Source organism: Anaerocolumna chitinilytica (assembly GCF_014218355.1).
In the GTDB taxonomy this organism is placed as follows: Bacteria; Bacillota; Clostridia; order Lachnospirales; family Lachnospiraceae; genus Anaerocolumna; species Anaerocolumna chitinilytica.
Genome location: NZ_AP023368.1, coordinates 3,056,486 through 3,078,432, shown reverse-complemented (window position 1 = coordinate 3,078,432; position 21,947 = coordinate 3,056,486). Strand labels below are relative to the sequence as shown.

Here is a 21,947-nt window from a genome sequence, read left to right as displayed (position 1 = left end):
CTAATCAGACTTTTCTCTTAATCGTACCTTCCCGGCAGCACTGCGTCTTCTGGAATCTTCAATGGCAGCGTAGTGCTTCTTGGTGGTATTGACATCTTTATGCCCCAATACATCCGCTACCAGATAGATATCACCTGTTTCTCTATAAAGGCTGGTGCCATAGGTGCTTCGAAGCTTATGGGGGGTAATACGCTTTAGGCTTGTAACCATAGACGAGTATTTTTTGACAAGGTTTTCAACGGATCTGACATTGATGCGCTTCTTCTGAATAGATAAGAACAAGGCTTCTTCACTGCCTGATTCCGGTATAATCGTATCACGTTCAACCAGATAGCTTTCCAGAGCTTCCCTCACCTCATCTCCAAAGTAAATGATGGATTCCGAGCCGCCTTTTCTTCTGACCTTGATTCCGTCATTTTGAAAATCCACATCATTTAAGTCAAGTCCTACACATTCAGATACACGGATACCGGTACCTAATAACAGAGTTATTAGTGCAAGGTCTCTTTTCTTTGTCTTCTCATGGTACTTTAACTGTTGCTTTGTCATCTTTTCACCGGATTCAATCTGGTCTAAGAGACGAGCCACTTCATCAATATCCAGCCGGATGATTTCTTTGGTATGAAGTTTGGGGATATTAACCAAAGCGGCCGGATTTGTTACTATCATTTCTTTTTTAAAATAATAGTTATAAAAGCTTCTTAAGGAGATAAGTTTTCTTTTTTTTCCATTTTCCTGATTTATGTATTCCATATCTCCCTTTTTATAATAAGAGAGATAATCCAGATATTCTTCTATATCTATTGCCTTAATCTCATCCAATACATCAACCCGTATTGTTCTGATATCTTTATTCTTAAAGGAGGGATTCTTGGCTGCTAGAAATTCAAAAAACACTCGCAGATCATAGGCATAAGCAATCCGGGTCAGGGAAGAGGTGGTAGGTTCAATTCCTCTGAAAAAATCCTTACAAAAAGAGGGCAGTTCTTCCAATACCTTTCTCATTCGAATTGTATTATAGATATTCATACTTTCGTGGTAATTATGCTCAGACATGTGACACCTCCAGTAACTCAAGTATAACATGATTTAGGCAAATTGACCATAAAATTCATGAATAACAAAAAAATGACATATTTTTAACACGTTTACGCATTAAGTTATAAGAGAATAGTAGGTGTGAGTATATGTAATGAATTCAACTGTTAACAATTGGTCTTTGAAAGTAGAAGGAGGTAGATAACCGTAAGAAGAAATTGTAACTTAACAACAACTGCCGGTTACAAGTTTCATTTACCGGCAACCACACGTTTCAGATGATTTTTTTGTAATTTTTGCAAAAAAGCTGATGTTTTAGCAAAAGGTTGGTATTTTGCCAAAACGATAACATACAACTGGAATAGCAACAGAATTATAGGCTGTACATATTCCGAAATACATATCAAAGTCTTTACTTTGAAAAGGATTGGAGTGGAAATAAAAGCGTTCAAATTATTTGCGTATGCAGGTAAGATGCGTATTCACAAAAGGAGTTAAAATGATTAAGATAAAAAACAACTGGAAATTTATTGGGGTATTAGCTTTTATTTTATTGTGCCTGCCCTTTACGGAGGTATCAGCGGCAACGAAACTGAACCTATATCTGTATAACACGAAGAAAACAATTGCTTATACAGGCAACCAGGCGAAGTATTACTATGAAGGAAAAGCCATTGATCTAAAGAATACACCGGGTGTTGTCATTGACGGTACCTCATTAGCCTCTTTTCTGGATGTTTTTGTGAATTCGGGAGTGGGACTTAATTATTCCTATAATAGTTCAAAAGGTATTCTTACCCTGACACAGAACGGTAAGAAAATGGTACTGACAGAAGGCAGTAAAACTGCTGTAGTTGATGGTAAGAATGTTACCATGTCTTTAGCACCTACCAGAATCACATTTAAAGATACAAAAGCAACAAAGTTTATGGTTCCTGTTAGATTTGTTGCAGAAAGCTTCGGGTATGTATATACCTGGAACAGCAGTACTTTGATTGGATCAATTACAAAGCCCTTGCACCTTTACTACAATAGTAAATCCGTTAACTATAGCGGCACAAGAGGTTCAGTTATTGTTGAGAAGAAGAAAGTTGATGTCAGTGATTTACCAAGTATTATAATGAATGACACCGCACTGGTCCAGGCATACAAGGTATTTGCATCTTCTTCTGTTGGTGCAGATTATAACTACGATAAATCTACTAAAGTTCTGACATTAGCAAATGACACTACAACTGTAGAACTTACAATGGGCAGTAAAACCGCCAAAGTAAACGGAAGAGCGAGAGTAATGGATACAGCACCTCTTGTCATTACTAATCTGGATAATAACGTAGCATATGTTATGGTGCCCGGAAGCTTTGTAGCATCTTATCTGGGCTATGATTATAGTTGGAGTTCCTCTACGAAGACCTCTACGCTCACAAAGAGTAAGATTATCACGGTGCCTGATCAAGGCAATGGAGGGCCGGAGTTGGGAGGAGATCCTTTGCCGGATACTACCTCTTTCAGCTGGGGATTATCCTCTTCAAATCTAAATGAATATACGAATTTGAGCAGTATAACCAATACGACAGAAGTATCCCAGGATACATCCATGAGTTCCTCTATTAATAATATCAGCTTGGATTCTGTTACACAAAACAGCGAAACCTATGCAATCCACGGATCACTTCCCTTTAGTAAGTCAGCACTGACGAAACAGGATTCTATATTGAATCTGCATATCAATAATGTAACAAGTTTTGCTCAGACTTATACTCTTGGCGGATCTTTATCCGGTAATATAACAGTGAATCCGGATGGGCAGTCACCGGCTGGAGCTACAGTTGCCTTTAATCTGGCAGATCCTGATTTAAAATATGAGTTATCAGTATCGGGAGATGGTTTAACTCTCTATGTAAAGGTATATCGTAATTTTATCAATACAGTGACCGCCGGTGTTTCTTCCGGCAGTGAATACCTGCAGATTACAGGTATGAAGGATTTAAAGGTTAATTTAACTGAGAACGGCAATACGGTTACTTTACAGTTTCCTGCTACCGTTAATGGTATTGGAGATAACTCGGTACAAACCTCACTTCCTTCTATTAAATCCGTTACTGCCTCTTCTATTGGAAATACGGCAGTAATAACCTTTGAAAAGAGCGGTACACAATCTTATAATGTTGTCCAAGACGGAAGTACCTATCGAATCGTATTTGGAACAGTAACTACCGGATACTCTATTAAATTCAATCTTCCTGCGGGCTTATCTTATAGCAGCATTACAACGGAAGACCAGTACTACAAAGATCGTATCTTAATTAAACTGCCTGGAGACTATACCAGTTATTTTGCACAGAATCCGATTCAATGGTCCAGCAGTGTAATTAATAATGTTGGTCTGTTACTGGAGAATGGAGTAACTGAGATTGTTATTGATACAACCGTACTTCAAGGTTATAAACTTTCTGATCTTGGAAATGGATCAGTTGGTGTTACCCTTGGTAATCCTCAGGATATCTATAAGAATATCGTTGTTTTGGATGCCGGACATGGTGGAACAGACCCAGGTGCTGTACGTTCACTGAATGGAAAGACAATCTATGAGAAAAATCTTAATTTTAAGATTATGTATGAACTTACCAAACAGTACTTCGACAGTCCTGATTCTGACGTAAAAGCTTATTATTCCAGATATGATGATACCTTGGTTAATTTATATGACAGAGCTGCTTTCTCTGACCTAGTAGGAGCAGACATGTTTGTAAGTCTTCATATGAATGCCAATACCAATACCTCACCAAAGGGTACGGAAGTATATTATTATGCTCCTAATACCTCTGTGAATTCAGCAGGATTAAACAGCAAGACCTTGGCTACCCTGGCTTTGAATTCCATTACTTCAAAGCTTGGAACACAGAAACGCTATATATCCAGTCAGAACCTGGTAGTAACCAGAGAAAATAACGTTCCTGCCATTCTGATAGAGCTTGGTTTTATATCAAATAAAGAAGATTTGACAATGCTGACAAATGAAAGTTTCCAGGAAGATGCAGCTTATGCCATCTACCAGACTATCTGTGAAATATTTGATGCATATCCTACCGGAAGGTAATATAGCAATAATTCAGCATGAGATAAATACTAGAAAAATATTTAACAGCCGGTTATTTTTCGAACCGGCTGTTTTACCGAATCTAGATTGTTTTTTGGATAATATTAGTATAAAAGTTAAAATGCGCAGCAAAGTGCGCTGAAATGGGGTGAAGTATGCTACACAAGATAAAAAGAAGTCATATATTTTCAGTTTTCCTGCTGGCGTTAACGGTTAGTTTCCTGGTACAAAGACCGGAAACAACGTTTGCTGCAAAAGATACGAAGGCACCAGCACTAACGGTTACAGTTGATTCGACTGCTCCTACAAACAGTAAAGTAAATGTAACGGTTAAAGCATCAGATGCCTCGGGTATAAAGGTGGTTAAATGGGCTTATGATAAAAAGCAAGCGGCTTATTTTAAATCTGCCGGTAAAGCATTGGCACTGAACTCAAAAGGAGTTGCCACAGTATCTTATTCAGCTAATAGGAGTTATACCTTCTATGCTTTGGACAAAGCGGGCAATGCTTCTGTGAAGACAATTACTATATCAAATATTGATAACAGTGTACCTACTCTTTCGGTAGCATTAAGTTCTAAGGAAGCAACAAATCAAAATGTAGTGTTGTCTTTTACAATAAAGGAAACCGGAAAGGGTATTGATAATCTATATTACCTTACCGGTAAAAAGACATTGAAAGATTTTACAGGTCAGTTGAAATTTCTGAACTTGAAAGCTGTTTCTTCTGATGAAAAAAAGGGAATTTACACGTATTCTGCCTCTATGACAGTAAAGTCTAATAATGTGTACACTTTCTTACTAAAAGATAAAGCTGGTAATACAGTGCTGAAAACAGTTACCATCAACAATATTGACAAAAATGCACCTGTGTTATCCTATTCCCTAAGTCCTTCCACACCAACCAATGAAAGTGTTATGATAAAAATAAAGGGTGAAGATCTGGAATCCGGTATTGCTTCTGCATATTTTTTAACCGGTGAGAAAACAGAGGATGACTTTGCAAAAGGCGGAACCGCAATTACTCTTGATAATGCGGGTAACGGAAGCTTTCCTGTCACTGTTAACGGAAAACAAACGGTTCTGCTGAAAGATAAAGCCGGAAATACTTCACTAGGGATTATAGCGGTAACAAATATTGATGCAAAGAGCCCTGCGCTGGCAGTGGATTATTCTGTAATGAATCAAAAGGCTACAGTCACTCTGACTGCAAAGGATGCTTCCGGTATCAGTAAGATAAAGTACCTTTCCGGAAGCAATATCTCCGCCACCTCTGCAAAATGGGACAGTGCGAAGGATGTAACTGCTGCTACTTCCTTTAGTGTTACAAAAGATGGTGTATACAGTGTTATGGCAGAGGATAAAGCCGGAAATCGAATCATTCAGACAGTGGATATTCAGCTGGAATTAAAAGCAGTTTGGATATCTTATCTGGAATTTGCTAATTACGGAAAGAATGGTTTTACAGAAGCATCCTTTGGTAAGGCAGTCGATACGATGTTTGATAATGTCGTAAGCCTTGGAATGAATGCGGTTGTTGTACAGATCAGACCATATGGTGATGCTATGTATCCTTCAGCCTATTTCCCCTGGTCAAAATATGTATCCGGAACCCAGGGGGTAGACCCAGGGTTTGATCCTTTAGCTTATATGGTTGAAGCAGCTCATAAAAGAGGTTTAGCATTTCATGCATGGTTGAATCCGTACAGAGTAACTACAGCCAGTACAGATTATTCAAAGCTTTCAAAGGATAATCCGGCAAGAGTTTGGAAAGAAGATAAGGATACCTCCAATGACAGGAACGTTCTCAGCTTCGGCGGAAATCTCTACTATAATCCTGCAGTGAAGGAAGTTCAGGATCTGATATTAAATGGTATCCAGGAGATCGTTACGAATTACGATGTGGATGGTATACATTTTGATGATTATTTTTATCCGGCTCTTGGAAGCTCCTATAAGACCAACTTTGACGCACCGGAATATACGGCTTATGCAGAAGTGTGCAAGAAGAATAATGTAACGCCAATGACAATCGCAAATTGGCGAAGATATAATGTCAACAATCTTGTAAGAAGTGCTTACAGCTTGATAAAGAAAATCAATCCAAAGGTTGAGTTTGGTATCAGCCCGGGAGGATATATAGATTCTCTTGCCAGTGATCAATCTTACTACGTAGACGTTAAGACATGGCTATCTAATGACGGTTATGTAGATTATATCTGTCCTCAGTTATATTGGACTTTCTCAAATAGTACCTATCCATATGACAAGATATTAAAGAAGTGGCTTTCTTACCGAACAAGTTCTACTGTTAAAGTATATGTAGGAATTGCAACCTACAGAGCTGGTTCAGATTTGGAGGCTGATTGGAAGAATAATACGGATGAATTAAAAGAGCAAGTGGAATATGGCAGGAATACCGGTCAGGTTGATGGCTTTGTATTCTTCCGATATGAATTCTTCTATAACAAGGTTACAAAACCCGGTGTTGACAGGCTTTTATCAATTCTTTAAAGATATAAGGAAGATCAGCTACCATTTAAAATCAATTATTATGATACATAGGAATTAAAAATGAGAGTACCACTATATCAAAGACGATATGGCGGTGCTCTTATTTTCAATACCTTAAAATTCTTCCGATAAAATCTGGATAATATGTTAAAAATAGGTTAAAATAAATCGTAAAGTTTTTACTGCCGATTCAGGAACATCAAATCAATTTTGGATATTCACGAAAGAAGTAGTGGGAATTATTAAAAAGCATAATTCACTTATAAAATTGCACTAAATTTGCGGCACGTTGGCAATATGGAGGTTAATTTGGAGAATCAGGAAGATTATTTATCGGCTTCTGTAAGACTTACAAAAGAAGAATATAAGGATATCAGCGTATTTTACTACAGATATATGAGAAAAGGTAAAAAAGTGCATATAGCTGTTTATGCTTTCCTACTGTTTATAATTGTTCTAATGCTTGTTAGTTTTTTACAGAACCAGAACATACCAACCTCAAGCGCAGAACCAATAATACGTAATTCTTTCTCTCTTCAGGACATATTATCAAAAGCCATTTTACCGATAGTGGTAATTGTTATAGTAATTGGAGTTCAGATCTATACACCTTTTCTTATTCGAAAGTCCGCGGTAAAAGAATATAGCAGCAACAAGTTTGTACAGAAAGAAATTAAATATGTTCTCTCACCGGAGTATATTGGAATTGAATCAGAAGATTTTCAGATGAAACTAAAATATGAAGATATTCACAAAGTCTTGATTTCCAATGATTATATTATTATATTTGAATCTGAAAAGCTTATGAGAATATTGCCTAAAAGAAGCTTTGACAGTGAAGATGCGGCAATGGAGGCTATTCAGTTATTAGAAACCAAGCTTTCAAAAGATAAATATGTTACGTATAATTAGGATACATTATACTGTTGTTGGAGGAAACATAAGATGAAGTTGTTATACGGTACCAGTAATCAAGGTAAGATTAAGGCAATGTATCGTGCCCTGAAAGGCTTAAATTTAGATATAGTAAGTCTGAAAGAATATTCCAGTCAGCTGCCCTTTATTAAAGAGGATGGGCTTACACCTCTTGAAAATGCAAGAATTAAAGCAGAAGCCTATTATAAAGCCTTTCATATTCCGGTGTTTTCCTGTGATTCTGGTTTGTATTTTGAGAATGTCCCGGAGGAATATCAACCTGGTGTTTACGTCAGAAGAAGAGACGGCAAAGAATTAAACGATGATGAAATGATTGAATACTATAGCAGTCTTGCGAAACGATTTGGTAATTTAAAAGCCAGGTACAAGAATGCTATAAGCTTTATTCTGGATGAAGAACATATTTATGAAAGTATGGCGGATAACCTTTCAGGAGAGGTTTTTTATATCGTAAGTACACCTCATAAAAAGAGAATGGAAGGATTTCCGTTGGATAGTCTGTCCGTACATATTGAATCAGGATTGTATTATTATGATATGGAAAAACGTACGGTTGATGAAATTGCATTAGATAAGGGGTTTTATGAATTTTTTCATAATATTCTTCGAAAAGAGTAGCGAATCAGATAAAAGATTGGCTTAATAGTATTTTGAAAACAAAAAAAATGAATCAGGAGGATAAAGAATATGGCAAAAATATATTATAACGGACATGGCAGTCTTAGACTTACGACAGCACAAGGAACAGTGATATACATAGACCCTTATGCAGGAGAAGGCTATGATCTTCCTGCTGATATTATTCTGGTAACGCATCAGCATGGGGACCATAATCAAATTCAATTACCTGTTAAAAAGCAAGATTGCCGGGTGATTCAGAATTTTGATATGTTAAAAGAAGGAATATATGCTTCTATTTCTATCAAGGATATTGAAATTGAGGCGGTACCTGCATATAACCGAAATCATTCCAAAGATGAATGTGTGGGATTTCTTATAAAAACAGATAACCTGCTTCTTTATTTTGCAGGAGACACTTCCAAGATACCGGAGATGGAGAGCTTACGAGAAAAAAAGATCGACTATGCTTTTCTTCCTTGTGATGGTATATATAACATGGATATTGAGGAGGCCTCTCAATGTGCAGCGATTATTAGTGCAAGGCATTCGGTTCCTGTCCATATGAAACCTGGCAGCTTGTTCGACAGAGAAAGAGCCAATCGTTTTCAAGCAGAGGGACGAGTATTAATGGAAGCCGGAGAAGAGATAGTATTAAAGTAAGGGGTTTTCTATTAAGTTTTATAGTCTCATCCTAGAGATGTATTATAAGAATGATTTTTGATCTGGTTATGAAAAAGAAAAGTATTTAAATAGATATGGATTATAATTCCATTTATGCTTGTATCTGACATTGATTGTTGTTATGATATAGTATAGAAGTTTAAAATATAATTAATAGGAGAGAACATATGGAGAAGTTTACATTTTCAACTTTAGAATATGAAAGACCTGATTTTGATAAACTCGAAGCAGAGTATCAAAAACTGATACATCAGGTAAAAGAAGCAAAGAGTTATAAGGATGTGCAGGATGCAATAAAAAAGGATGAAGAACTCTCAGATCCTGTATCAACAATGGGTTCAATTGCATTTATCCGTAACACCTTAGATACAACAAATGAGTTTTATGAAAAAGAAGTTGAATTTCTTAATAATAGAGCAGCTGAAGTAAAAGCTGTTACAACTGAATTTTCAAAAGCATTGTTAGAGAGTAAATATGCCGAAGATATTAACAAAGAATATGGCAAAGAATATCTTACCCGCATTCGTAGGGAAACCGAACAATTCAGGGATGAACTTATACCTTATTTACAGGAAGAGGCAAAGCTTACCCAGCAATATCAGAAATTAATGGCTACTGCGCAGATTCCCTTTGAAGGAAAGACCCTTAATCTTTATGGAATCCAAAAATATTTCGAACATCCTGACCGCTTATTACGAAAGGCTGCCTTTAAAGCTTACTCTGACTTCTACCATAGTAAGGAAGATGAGATGGAAAACATCTTCGGAAGGTTAGTAGAGATACGTAATGAGATGGGGAAGGCACTAGGCTTTGAGAATTATATTCCCCTAGGTTATCTATTACAGGGAAGAAGCGATTACGGAGTAAATGAGGTCGCATCATTTAGAGAACAGGTAAGAAAAGAAATCGTTCCTTTGTGTGAGAAACTATATGAAGCACAGAGAAAGCGTATTGGCGTTGACGAATTTAAAGTATTTGATGAGAAGTTCCAATTTCCTGACGGCAACGCAGAACCAATAGGGGATGATGATTACCTAATAAAAGAAGCCAGAAAGATGTATCATGACTTAAGCCCTGAAACGGCTGAATTCATTGATTTCATGATAGACCATGAACTCATGGATTTAAAAAATAAGGCTAACAAAGCTTCCACAGGATACATGACAACTCTGCCTTCTCTGAAAGCACCCTATGTGTTTTCCTGCTTTAATCACACTATATTTGATATGCAGGTATTAAGCCATGAACTTGGCCATGCCTTTGCAGGCTATGAAGCAATGAGAGAACAGAAGATTTCCCAATATTCAATGGGCAGTACCGATATTGCAGAAATCCATTCTATGTCCATGGAGCAGTTTACTTACCCCTATGCAGAACAGTTCTTTGGTGATGCTGCGGATAAATTCCGTTTTGTACATCTTCAGGATGCAATCACCTTTGTCCCTTTTGGTGTGGCTGTTGATGAATTCCAGCATATCGTTTATGCTAATCCGAACCTGACACCGAAGGAACGTACTTATGAGTGGCACAAACTGGAAGAAAAATATATGCCTTGGCGTAAATATGAGGATGATGAATTTATGGATAGAGGCGGATATTGGTACCATAAGCTTCATATCTTTTTATATCCATTCTATTATATCAACTATACATTAACAACTATGGGAGCTATGGAATTTAAGAAACGTTATCTTGAAAATAAAGAAGAAGCTTGGCGAGATTACTTAAATCTTTGCAAAGCCGGCGCAAGTAAAAGTTATCTGGAATTATTAAAGGTAGCGAATCTCTCTGTGCCATTTGAAGAAGGAAGCGTCGCAAGGGCTATTTCCTGTGCAAAAGAGATTCTGTTAAAAAGTATCGGAGAAGAGGAATAATGGAGTACTTACCTATAAAGACTCTCTATCTGGAAGTAACACATGCCTGCAATCAACATTGCAGGCATTGTTATCTTGACGGAGGAATGCACCATAAGCCACTGGAAATGTCAACAGAACAGATAAAACATATTATAAAAGAATTCAGTGAACAAGGCGGCAATTATATTATTATAACTGGCGGAGAACCTATTGTAAGGACCGATATCTTCGAGATTCTAAGCTTTATAGAGAACCTGGGAATTCCCGTCAGCTTTGCTTCTAACAGCTTGGCTATGACACCAGAAAGACTTGAGAAGCTAGCTCAGTTTAACTGTCTCGATACATACTTTACCAGTATATTAGGAGGGAATGCAAAGGAACATGAAAAAATAGCCGGAAGAGACAGTTACGATAAAGTGCTGAAGGCTCTTCGTTTCTTTGATAAGAAGGAGATTGCTACTTATGTACAGATTACCCTTGCAAATGAGTATATACCTGAAATAAAGGATATTGCAAAGCAGCTGCTGTCGGAGTATAACTGCATGGTTAAATTTACTCCCATTGGCTCACTTGGCGTAAAATCAAAGGATGAGACCCATAGAAATCAAGAATTGATTGTTCCAAAAGTTAAATTCAAGGAATTTCTAGAAGAAGTAGAAGCGTTGAAGATAAAGTATCCAGGCCGGATTGATGATAGTAATATAAAGAACTATGACCAGATTAAGAGAATGATCGTTGAGAATAGTGAAAATAAATTATATTCGCTGTCCTATGGTTTTCTCGCAGTACGTCCTAATGGTGACATGAGCTTTTCCTGTAATATGGGTAACCCTTATACTTTTGGAAAAGCCTATGAAAGTATAAAGATACCAATGGATGAAAAATTGTTACAATATATTGAGATAATAAAAGCAGCGGAACAACAAGTATTACAAGATTCCATTCGTAATGTTGTAGAAACGGAAGAGTTAGTTGATTATTATATCAAGAGTTATAAAATGAAACATTGAAGATATGAAGTCAAATACTTTAGTACCTTACCTATAACATTGTTAATTGGATCAATGAGTGTTGTCAAGGCGTTTAACGAGAATCGCTGAATGTAATTTTACTGGTTAAAACACACAGGAAGGAGATATATGAAAAAGGAGATACTGGTCACAGGTGCTTCGAGAGGGCTGGGTTTTTGCTTTGTAAAACGCTACCTGGAAGAGGGAAATCGAGTCTTTGCTGGTTATAGAAATAATGCAGGGGGCCTTAAGGCTTTAAAACAAGAATATGGAGCATTATTGGACCTTGTGGTATTAGATGTTGCCGATACGGCTTCCGTTGAAGCAGCGGTTGGAGAAATCAAGGAATTAACCAATCATTTAGATATTGTTATTAATTCTGCGGGGATTCACAGCGATACTTCTTTCGAGATTCTGGAAATAACCAATCTGGATGATTGCAGTTTTGTATATAATGTAAATGCAGTAGGACCTCTTAGAGTCGCAAAAGCTTTTTTGCCCCTTATTAGGAACGGAAATGCCCCTAAGATTATAAACATATCGTCTGAAAGCGGTAGTATAACATGGAGTGGCAGGGTGAAAGAATTTGATTACTGTATGTCAAAAGCAGCCTTAAATATGGGGTCAAAATTGCTGTCTAATTATTTAAAGGAGGATAAAATATCTGTGTTAGCAGTTCAGCCTGGTTGGATGAGAACAGATATGGGGGGACCGAATGCAGATCTTGATCCGTATGAGACAGCAGTTAAACTTGAGAAACTATTCCAAAGTATAAAAGACCTGGATACTCCAATCTTTATTGATAATGAAGGACAATCCATACCTTGGTAATGAAACAAGCTTTTGCACACTGGAACAATCCGGATAGGATAGTTTTATATGGTGATAATAACAGCCAGGAGATAAAACTAGATTTCATGACCTTCTACCATTGTTAGAATGGTTAATGATGCCATACAGAATGATATTCTTGAGAGGATGAAGAAGATATGAACCAAAAAGAACGAATGCTTGCAGGTCTGCCATACAAGGCTTGGCTTGATGGATTATTGGATGAAAGAATGGAGAATAAGAAGAAAATACATGAATTAAATGTAATGCCTCCGGAAGATGAAAAAAAGATGGAGGAATTAATCAAGAGTATTTTAGGGAAGTCAGGAACAAACACAAAAATAGAACCGCCATTTCATTGTGATTATGGTAAAAACATTGAAGTCGGGAATAACTTCTTTGCCAACTATAACTGTACTATACTGGATGTGGGTAAAGTAATAATTGGTGATAATGTCATGTTTGCTCCAAATGTTGCAGTTTATACGGCAGGGCATCCCATACATCCAGAATCAAGAAATTCCGGTTATGAATATGGAATCTCTATCACCATAGGTGACAATGTTTGGATTGGCGGAAGCGCTGTTATTACTCCCGGGGTTAGAATCGGAAATAACGTTGTAATCGGTGCAGGCAGTGTAGTTACAAAAGATATACCGGATAATGTGATTGCTGTAGGCAGTCCATGCCGGGTTCTGCGAGAGATTACGGAAGCTGATCGGAAGTATTACTTTAAAGATAGAGAGTTTGATGTGGAGGATTATTAAGTTTATAAAAGGAGGTTCGATTATGCATATAGAACATATAGCAGTGTATGTGGATGAGGTGGAGGCTGTAAAAGACTTTTTTATAAAGTACTTTAATGCCCAGGCCAGTAAAATGTATCATAATCAAAAGACTGACTTTAAGTCCTATTTTTTATCTTTTGACGATGGTTCGCGCTTAGAAATCATGAACAAACCAGGATTAGTTGACTCAGAAAAAAGCAGTTTGCATAAAGGTTATATTCATATTGCATTCAGCGTTGGCAGTAAAGAAAAGGTTGATTTTTTAACCGAGCAACTAAGATCAGACGGATTCGAAATAACAAGCGGACCTAGAACAACCGGAGATGGGTATTATGAGAGTTGTATCATAGGAATTGAAAGAAATATAATTGAGATTACGGTGTAGACTTCCCGAAGATATTTAATTAAAGTAATTAAATACAGATGGTATACTTTATCAAATAAATAAAAGGAAACTACAACTAATGACACAAATCTATGAGGACTTATACCAGTTTGCGAAAGTACTAGAGCCGATTAAACTGCCCAGGTACCAATATATCAAATTATTTTGATAAGTTAGAAGCTATCATACGATTAGGATTTACGAACTGATTTTCTATATTTTATCGATATATTTCTATATTCCAATATGGTTAAGATTATCATGAATATATCAACGAAAGTAACAAACAGAAGAGTTATGGAATGAGTTTGTGTAAAATCCAACAATTGTATAACAACAAAAGCTGCAAATACAACACAAGAAACCGGATATACCCAGAGCTTTTGTTTCCATAAAAAGATTATTATAAGAAGTTTTATAAATGAATGAGAGAGCAAGTAGACCGAAGCTGTTAGCTGTGAATTAATTGAAAAGGTCTCACTAAAAGAAATTAGTCGTCTCATTATAAAATCATTCGGATCTTCCTTTAATTCACTAGATGTTATAAATGTTATTAGTTTCCTCATCCTTTCCGGTGTTAGAAAAATTGTAATAATGCCACATAAAAATTCACCTAAATCAAAAAGACCTTTGATAATTAAACTTATATGGAAACTGATATCAATATTTCTAGGAGTTATTATTTTTTTCATGCTTTTTCCTCAGTCGGTTGTAAAATATTTATAAGTATTGTGTGTGATTTCTTAGAATAGTATTATAGATTAAATATTTATTTTATATCGCATATATAGAATAACACAACCTGTATATACATGAAAACAAATAGTTAAATTTAGTAGATAAAAGTAATAATTTGATAGTAAAGAAAACTATGGAAAAGCAATCGATTGGTTTTTCAAGGTTTATGAAAAAGATATACAGAAATTACTGATTATGCCCTTCGACATAAATTTCGGGAATTCTGTGTATTAAACTTGCAAGGAGAATAAGTATGTCTCGAAAATATTATGAAAATGAAAATTACGAAAATATAAAATTGGATGGTGAAAGAATAGAAGATTGTGAATTTTATGATTGTACGTTTATGAATTGTACATTTGAAGACTGTATGTTAGCACATAGCTCCCTCAATGAATGCAGGTTTATTAACTGTAAAATCATTAGTCTTAAAGCAGAATTTTCGCAAATCAAATATATAGAATTTGAAAAGTGTAATTTGATTGGTGTTAATTGGCACGATTTACTCCCTGCCGGTAATATAGCTGACCCAATTACAAAGATAAAGGAATCTATTCTGAAGTACAATAGCTTTATGCATATGAATTTTAAAAGATTCAGCTTTTCATTAAATACAATACAGGATTCAGCTTTTGATGAATGTAACTTAATGGAGAGTAACTTTAATGGTTGTAAACTGGAGTCAACCCAATTTTCAAGATGTGACTTGAGAAAAGCTGATTTTCGCGAAGCCACAGGATATCAAATTAGCATAACTACAAATAAAATGAAAGATGCAAAATTTTCTTTTCCGGAAGTTATTAATCTATTAAGCGAACTAGGTATAAAAGTGAATTAAGGATATTGTACTATTTTTTTCTTGAATTTTTAAAATTGTTAAATGTATATTTTATTTTAGGGTATATTCTTTATCAGATTACACATATTAAACTTGTAATTTAATAATATAATTATGATAAGGAGATTACTATGGAAAACAGAAGTTCAAACAACTATAATGATGCAAGCAGAAATTCATCCAAAGACACTACTAGCAAAAACAATGCTAATAACAGCACACAAAATTCCAGCAATGTAAACGGAAGTAACAATGCAAAAGATTACTCCGGAAATAACTCTTCAAATTCAAGTGGCAGCAAGAATTCTTCAAAGGATTCTACAAAAGATTCATCAAAAGATTATTCTTCAAACAGTACAAAGAACGACTATCAGGAATAAGAATTATAAAAAAAAGATCATCTTGTTGATACAGGATGGTCTTTTTTTGTAAGAAATATTAATAAAAACAATATAAATAATATTTTAACAAACGAAATATCCAGCAGGAAAAAATTCAAACGGAGCTTGCTTAGAACATAACATAACAAAAGTACTCTAAGTTATCACTTCCCATAATAATAATATCATAAATAGCAAATTAATAAAAGACTGTTTTTTCGAATATGGTTGTGCTAGAGTAATTAGCAACGGTTTTGGAGCTGATTTTCCTGCCGATTATAGATAAGGGGTGGTTTACATTATGGAAAATAATCAATCCGAATTAGAATATGAATTGAAAAGATTAGAAGATACGATAGCTTTAGCTAAAAAACAGCTGAGTTATGAAAAGCAGCGAAATGAGATAAATAAGGCTGCAATTATTTCTGCTAAAAAAGAGCTGCGTGAAAATACCTCGCACACTATTTCAGGTTTATGGTCTTCAGATGGTTTTGAAGCCCTTGCTGAATTAAGCCAGTATGCAAATCCCATAACAGAAAAAATCGTAGACTATGAAGAAGTAGAAAACAAAATAGCACTTCTAGAAAAGTTAATTCAATCACCATATTTTGCTCGTATTGATTTTAAATTCGAGGGAGAGGATATGTTTGAAAAGATATATATTGGACGTTCTTCATTAATGAAGGATAACTCATATGAGATGTGCGTTTATGACTGGAGGTCTCCTATAGCAAGTGTTTTTTACCGTTTTGTGACAGGGCAGGCATTTTACGATGCACCTGCAGGAAGAATAACAGGAGAGGTTAGTTTAAAGCGTCAATATGAAATTAAGAAAGGAATTCTGGAATATTACTTTGATGCCGACGTTCAAATTGTAGATGAATTTTTGAGAAAACTATTGTCCCAAAACAACTCATCAAAAATGAAAACTATCGTTGAAACCATACAGAAGGAACAGGATATTGTCATTAGAGATATGGAAAATGATTTAATGATGGTACAAGGAGTGGCAGGAAGCGGAAAAACATCAATTGCCCTTCACAGAGCCGCATATCTTATGTATCAAGGACTGTCAACTAAATTATCCGCTAATAACATAATAGTTATTTCACCAAATACATTATTTGAACAGTATATTTCAAATGTAATTCCTGAACTTGGAGAAGATAATGTTATTTCTATGGTGTTTGAAGATATGCTTGCTGCTATTATACAAAACCGACGTATCCAATCAAGAAATCAATTCTTAGAAAGCTTAATCACAAGTTCCGGATACCGAAGCACGATTAAAAACAGTATAGAATTCAAAACGTCCCATCAGTTTATGGAAATATTAAACTTATTTATTTATGATATTCCATATAAATGGATTGAATTTGAGGATATTTATTATGATGGACAGTTTATTGTTAGTAAAGAAATACTAAAAGAGAAAATAATAGGCAGAAAAGAAGTTCCGCTAGGGGTAAAATTAAAGCACTTAGAGGATTTTATTGTAGATTTAATTTATGAGCTTAAGAAAATTCGAATAAACAATTTAGCGAAAAAAGAAATATTGAAATTTACAGAACTTGACATCATAGAACTGTACCAAAAATTATTAAGGGATAAAGAGTATTTTTATACATTAGCAAAAGATTTTGAGATTCCGGAAGATATGGAAGATATTTTAGTATATACACAGGAGAATTTAAATTCAAATCTTTTGTTTTATGATGATGCAACGGTTCTTGCTTATATATATTTAAAAATATATGGTGTTAATGAATATAAGAATATTAAGCAAGTGGTAATCGATGAAGCACAGGATTATTATTACCTTCATTACGTAATATTCAGTCTATTGTTTGAAAATTCAAAATTCACGATATTGGGAGATATCAACCAGACACTTGGAAAAAAAGAAGACATGACAATATACGATCAAATAAGAAAAATCTTAAGCAAGAAAAAATCTTCACTTGCTACGATGGATAAGAGTTTTCGTTGTACCAATGAGATATTAACCTATAGCTCTAAATTTGCACAGCAATGCATGGAAATAAAGAGCTTTAACCGAAAAGGGGATGAGCCCGGAATTTATGCGAGAGACAGCCAATCCTCCCTTAACGATCTTATTATGACCGAAATTAAGTATTGTAAAGATAAGGGATACCAGTCAATTGCTTTAATTTGTAAAACTGAAAAAAATTCTCTTTCCTTGTTTACATCACTAAAAGACCGCATTGATGTTCAAATAATGAAAGATGACAGTACAACTGAGCTGCAAGGGGTATTTATTATACCGGTATATATGTCAAAAGGGCTAGAGTTTGATGCTGTTCTAATATGTGACGCTGATAATACAAATTATCACAGTGAAGACGATAAAAACTTACTATATATTGCAAGTACAAGGGCACTTCACAGACTTAATTTGTTCTGCATGGGTGAGGCAAGTTCATTGCTATAAACTTTTGTTTAATATTGCATAAAGGAATATCCCGGAAAAATTAAGCTTCCGGTTGCTACTATATTACTGATCATATAAAGCAGTTGTCTTATACAGATGGACAACTGCTTTGTTGACATGAGAATTCCTTTATGAATTGGTGGATTGACCTCCATCAACATGAAGTACCTGACCAGTAACAAAACGAGAGTCGTCTGAAGCTAAATATACATATGTAGGAGCCAATTCAAAGGGCTGGCCGATACGCATCATCATATTTTCTTCAGGGATAGCTGTTTCATCGGCAGAAAAGCTTGCAGGAATTAGAGGTGTCCATATTTTTCCCGGTGCTACAGCATTCACACGAATTCCATCTTTGGCCACACTTCTAGCGAGAGCCCTAGTAAAGCCAACAATAGCTCCTTTAGTAGAAGTATAATCAATAAGCTGATCTGAACCAACATAAGTTACAACGGATGTAGTACCAATAATAGAGCTACCCGGACACATAAAAGGTAATGCGGCTTTTGTAGTATAAAAGTGAGAATAGATGTTAACCTTAAATGTTTCATCAAATTGCTCATCACTTATATCCATTAAACTATGCTGTTGAAATTGAATACCAACATTATTACATAAGATATCTAATCGTCCAAAAGTTTTAATTGTTTCATTTACAATATCAATACACTGCTGTTTCTTTCTTAAATCTCCGGAAAGCAGAAGACATCTGCGTCCGATTTCCTCTATTCGATTTTTTGTTCTGATTGCATCATTATGTTCATCAAGATACGATATAGCTATATCAGCACCTTCCTTAGCAAAAGCTATTGCAGTAGCAGCACCAATACCACTGTCCCCGCCTGTAATCAAAGCTACTTTATCTAAAAGCTTATCGGAACCTTTATAATTGGGATTTTCTATAATAGGCCTTGGTGCCATTAGTTCTTCAATTCCAGGCTGTTGTAGTTGACGCTGTTCAGGAACGCTGATAGGGATATCTTTATATTGCGTAATTGTACCATAGTTAGGATACATGGGATAAGGGCTTGTAATTAAATTTTCTTGAAAATAATGCTGTAAATCTTGAATTATTTGTAAATTATCAGTAGCATTTTTATCTTTCATATTATTTGTTCGAGGATAACTTTGATCATCCATGTGATTTACCTTGTATAATCCTTTCGTTTTGATGGGGATAGTAGTAACGTTAAATAATAGGGTAATTTAATTTATACCTCGGATTAGTGTAATATGGAGGTCTAGGACCTATCTGAGGAATTTTCCAGTTATAATTCAAATATCTTAAATAAACATATTCATCTGAGAAATTAAGAAGTAGTAAATTTACAAGAATACTAATTTGAAAGTCCATATAGATCACACTTTTTTGTATTTGATTATAGTATATTCTTTTTATTTTTCACTTAAGACATTTTGAAAATTATTTATTAATGATACTTTGAATTATTTAGAGAATAATACGAAGAACTAATTAAAGCTTACCAGAATATAAAAAATAGATGTAAAATCTACTTATCTGGAAGATTAAAAATAGAAAACGACAAAAATCTACTTGTAAAGGATACAGAAAATCTAAAATTCATTTTTTATCAATTGTATTACATTACTTAGCAGGAAAATAAAGGTTATATTAAAAAGCCTTTATTTTCTTTTTTATTATATAAATACACATTAAGATTTGCAGTATTTACAATTTTCTATAGAGTTATAGAAAATATTATTAATTTATAAATGGATGAATGTATAATCATTCACTTGATAAAAAATATAGTGAAATGATATTCATAATGAAATGATGAATCAATTTAACCTTCGATTGATGAAAATTCAGCTGAAATTCTAATTAAAATGGTTTTTATATCATCAAGATAAAATATCTTGATATGTATATTAAAAATATTTGAAGAAATAATAATACGGATATCTTCAATTATTAAACTAGCGAGGTGAAAGAATGGTAAATGATTTTTTGGCACCTAATGAAATGATGCAGTTACATGAAATGCTTAATTTAAAAACGATTAATATGACTTCTTCAAAAATGATGGAAGGTGTTGTATTTGATCAGGATTTGAAAGCACTGTTGGAGAGGGATGTTCAGCAAGATATTCAATCCATTGGAGAGCTTCAAAAATTGTATTCAAAAGCACCTAAAATAAGATAGCAGCTTGTACAATATGAAGCACTATATCATGATTTTATGCTGTTCGTTATAAATTGACAACATTTACTAAAAAGGAGGTAAGAACTTGATAAAGGATTATTTGGAGATCAGAAATGCGGAAGGTATGCCAAAATTAGTTGATAGTACAATATCTATGGCTCTTTTATTAAATACCAAAAACAGTGTAAGAAATTGTGCAATCGCATTAACAGAAGCTGCTTCAACTGAAGTTAGAACGGTATTCAGGAATGAATTAAATAAAGCAATCAACATGCATGAAGCTGTTTCGACACTTATGATTGAAAAGGGTTGGTTTCACCCGGTCAATCTGGAAAAACAATTTCAGATGGATTTAGAATCCTCACAGACTTCCACTGAGATTGCAAGCATGAACTTATTCCCTGGAGATACAAGCAGATCCGGTTTGTTTGCTACTCTGGATAAATAATTAGGGAGGTCATTTATATGAAGGCAGTAACATTTCAAGGAATAAAAAGAGTTGAGGTTAAGGAGGTACCTGCACCGACAATTCAAAAACCCGACGATATTATCGTTAAAATAACAAATTCAGCAATCTGTGGTTCGGACCTGCATCTGATTCACGATATGATACCTAATCTTCCACAAGGTTATATTATTGGTCATGAACCGATGGGTATTGTAGAGGAGATTGGTCCTGAGGTTACTAAGGTAAAAAAAGGTGACAGAGTTATTGTTCCATTTAACGTTAGCTGTGGAGAATGCTTTTTTTGTAAGCATGATCTTACCTGTATGTGTGATAATTCGAATCCAAATGGAGAAGGTGGAGGATTCTTTGGCTACAGCGAAACCTTCGGCGGATACCCGGGAGGACAGGCCGAATATTTAAGGGTACCATACGGTAATTTCACCCCTTTCCGGATTCCGGATGATTGTGAAGTAGAAGATGAAAAACTTATTCTTATAGCAGATGCAGCATCAACTGCGTATTGGAGTGTAGTAAATGCAGGCGTGAAAGAAGGTAATACTGTAGTCATCCTTGGATGTGGACCCGTTGGGCTTTTAGCGCAAAAATTTGCATGGCTTTGTGGTGCAAAAAGGGTAATAGCTGTTGATTATATCGATTACCGTTTACAGCATGCTAGGAAATATAATAATGTAGAGGCAATAAACTTCGAACAACATGACAATACCGGTGAATATTTGAAAGAGATTACACAAGGTGGAGCCGATATTGTCATTGATTGTGTCGGCATGGATGGCAAGATGACACCGATGGAGTTTGTTGGTTCGGGGTTAAAGCTGCAGAGTGGATCCTTGGGTGCATTTGTAATGGCAACCCAGGCAGTCCGAAAGGGCGGACTAATTCAGGTAACAGGAGTATACGGAGGAAGATATAATGCATTTCCTTTCGGCGATATCATGAATCGCAATATTAATATCAGAACAGGACAAGCGCCTGTAATCCCGATTATGCAGACACTTTATGATCTGTTTTCAAAAGGTAAAGTAGATCCCAGCGATATCATTACTCATAAGCTTCCGATTGACAAAGCTTCATATGGATATGAAGTATTTGATACAAAGACGGATAATTGCATAAAGGTTATCTTAAAACCTTAAAGTTTATAAAT

Annotated in this window: 19 protein-coding genes; 16 read left to right on the top strand and 3 right to left on the bottom strand. The window is 35.1% G+C overall.

Going from position 1 to position 21,947, the window contains the following annotated elements; translation table 11 throughout:
* Complete coding sequence (locus tag bsdcttw_RS13415; protein WP_185255370.1) at positions 1-1,056, bottom strand: tyrosine-type recombinase/integrase; 1,056 nt, start codon at positions 1,054-1,056, stop codon at positions 1-3.
* 481 nt (positions 1,057-1,537) lie between these two features.
* Between bsdcttw_RS13415 and bsdcttw_RS13410 the strand changes: the two genes are divergently transcribed.
* From bsdcttw_RS13410 to bsdcttw_RS13365, 10 genes are all read left to right on the top strand, one after another.
* Positions 1,538-4,138 carry an N-acetylmuramoyl-L-alanine amidase gene (locus tag bsdcttw_RS13410; RefSeq protein WP_185255369.1) on the top strand — a complete coding sequence of 867 codons (2,601 nt, stop codon included), beginning with the start codon at positions 1,538-1,540 and terminating at the stop codon, positions 4,136-4,138.
* A 155-nt stretch (positions 4,139-4,293) separates the two neighbouring features.
* Positions 4,294-6,651, top strand: a complete 2,358-nt coding sequence (locus tag bsdcttw_RS13405) for a glycoside hydrolase family 10 protein (RefSeq protein ID WP_185255368.1) — start codon at positions 4,294-4,296, stop codon at positions 6,649-6,651.
* A 309-nt stretch (positions 6,652-6,960) separates the two neighbouring features.
* Positions 6,961-7,563 carry a YcxB family protein gene (locus bsdcttw_RS13400; RefSeq protein ID WP_185255367.1) on the top strand — a complete coding sequence of 201 codons (603 nt, stop codon included), beginning with the start codon at positions 6,961-6,963 and terminating at the stop codon, positions 7,561-7,563.
* A gap of 33 nt (positions 7,564-7,596) precedes the next feature.
* Positions 7,597-8,205, top strand: coding sequence for a non-canonical purine NTP pyrophosphatase (locus tag bsdcttw_RS13395; RefSeq protein ID WP_185255366.1), 609 nt, complete (start codon positions 7,597-7,599; stop codon positions 8,203-8,205).
* 69 nt (positions 8,206-8,274) lie between these two features.
* Positions 8,275-8,868 (top strand): MBL fold metallo-hydrolase, encoded by a 594-nt coding sequence (locus bsdcttw_RS13390; RefSeq protein WP_185255365.1) that lies wholly within the window; start codon positions 8,275-8,277, stop codon positions 8,866-8,868.
* A 188-nt stretch (positions 8,869-9,056) separates the two neighbouring features.
* On the top strand, positions 9,057-10,763 hold the full coding sequence (locus tag bsdcttw_RS13385; RefSeq protein WP_185255364.1) for a M3 family oligoendopeptidase: 1,707 nt from the start codon (positions 9,057-9,059) through the stop codon (positions 10,761-10,763).
* The gene (locus bsdcttw_RS13380; protein WP_185255363.1) at positions 10,763-11,755 is read left to right on the top strand and encodes a radical SAM protein; all 993 of its coding nucleotides are present in this window, start codon (positions 10,763-10,765) and stop codon (positions 11,753-11,755) included. Before bsdcttw_RS13385 ends, bsdcttw_RS13380 begins: the two co-directional genes overlap by 1 nt.
* A gap of 129 nt (positions 11,756-11,884) precedes the next feature.
* Complete coding sequence (locus tag bsdcttw_RS13375) at positions 11,885-12,586, top strand: SDR family oxidoreductase (RefSeq protein WP_185255362.1); 702 nt, start codon at positions 11,885-11,887, stop codon at positions 12,584-12,586.
* Between the two features lie 158 nt (positions 12,587-12,744).
* Positions 12,745-13,353: a sugar O-acetyltransferase gene (locus bsdcttw_RS13370; RefSeq protein WP_185255361.1), complete on the top strand. Its 609-nt coding sequence runs from the start codon at positions 12,745-12,747 to the stop codon at positions 13,351-13,353.
* Positions 13,354-13,375: 22 nt separating this feature from the next.
* Positions 13,376-13,759, top strand: a complete 384-nt coding sequence (locus tag bsdcttw_RS13365) for a VOC family protein (protein WP_185255360.1) — start codon at positions 13,376-13,378, stop codon at positions 13,757-13,759.
* Between the two features lie 191 nt (positions 13,760-13,950).
* Here the strand turns inward: bsdcttw_RS13365 and bsdcttw_RS25525 are convergent, their stop codons facing one another.
* On the bottom strand, positions 13,951-14,451 hold the full coding sequence (locus bsdcttw_RS25525) for a DUF2127 domain-containing protein (RefSeq protein WP_185255359.1): 501 nt from the start codon (positions 14,449-14,451) through the stop codon (positions 13,951-13,953).
* Between the two features lie 299 nt (positions 14,452-14,750).
* On the opposite strand from bsdcttw_RS25525, the gene bsdcttw_RS13355 reads away from it, so the two are divergent.
* The 3 genes from bsdcttw_RS13355 (at position 14,751) to bsdcttw_RS13345 (ending at position 18,167) form a co-directional block, all read left to right on the top strand.
* Complete coding sequence (locus tag bsdcttw_RS13355; RefSeq protein WP_185255358.1) at positions 14,751-15,335, top strand: pentapeptide repeat-containing protein; 585 nt, start codon at positions 14,751-14,753, stop codon at positions 15,333-15,335.
* A 131-nt stretch (positions 15,336-15,466) separates the two neighbouring features.
* A complete protein-coding gene (locus bsdcttw_RS13350) occupies positions 15,467-15,715 on the top strand; it encodes a hypothetical protein (protein ID WP_185255357.1) in 249 nt (82 codons plus the stop codon).
* Between the two features lie 301 nt (positions 15,716-16,016).
* On the top strand, positions 16,017-18,167 hold the full coding sequence (locus bsdcttw_RS13345) for a HelD family protein (protein ID WP_185255356.1): 2,151 nt from the start codon (positions 16,017-16,019) through the stop codon (positions 18,165-18,167).
* 129 nt (positions 18,168-18,296) lie between these two features.
* Here bsdcttw_RS13345 and bsdcttw_RS13340 read toward each other — a convergent pair whose 3' ends face one another.
* Positions 18,297-19,307 carry an SDR family oxidoreductase gene (locus tag bsdcttw_RS13340; RefSeq protein ID WP_330602190.1) on the bottom strand — a complete coding sequence of 337 codons (1,011 nt, stop codon included), beginning with the start codon at positions 19,305-19,307 and terminating at the stop codon, positions 18,297-18,299.
* A gap of 817 nt (positions 19,308-20,124) precedes the next feature.
* Between bsdcttw_RS13340 and bsdcttw_RS13335 the strand changes: the two genes are divergently transcribed.
* The 3 genes from bsdcttw_RS13335 (at position 20,125) to bsdcttw_RS13325 (ending at position 21,936) form a co-directional block, all read left to right on the top strand.
* Positions 20,125-20,334, top strand: a complete 210-nt coding sequence (locus bsdcttw_RS13335) for a spore coat protein (protein ID WP_185255355.1) — start codon at positions 20,125-20,127, stop codon at positions 20,332-20,334.
* A gap of 85 nt (positions 20,335-20,419) precedes the next feature.
* On the top strand, positions 20,420-20,782 hold the full coding sequence (locus bsdcttw_RS13330; protein ID WP_185255354.1) for a spore coat protein: 363 nt from the start codon (positions 20,420-20,422) through the stop codon (positions 20,780-20,782).
* A gap of 17 nt (positions 20,783-20,799) precedes the next feature.
* Positions 20,800-21,936 (top strand): zinc-dependent alcohol dehydrogenase, encoded by a 1,137-nt coding sequence (locus bsdcttw_RS13325; protein WP_185255353.1) that lies wholly within the window; start codon positions 20,800-20,802, stop codon positions 21,934-21,936.
* Positions 21,937-21,947: the final 11 nt, after the last annotated feature.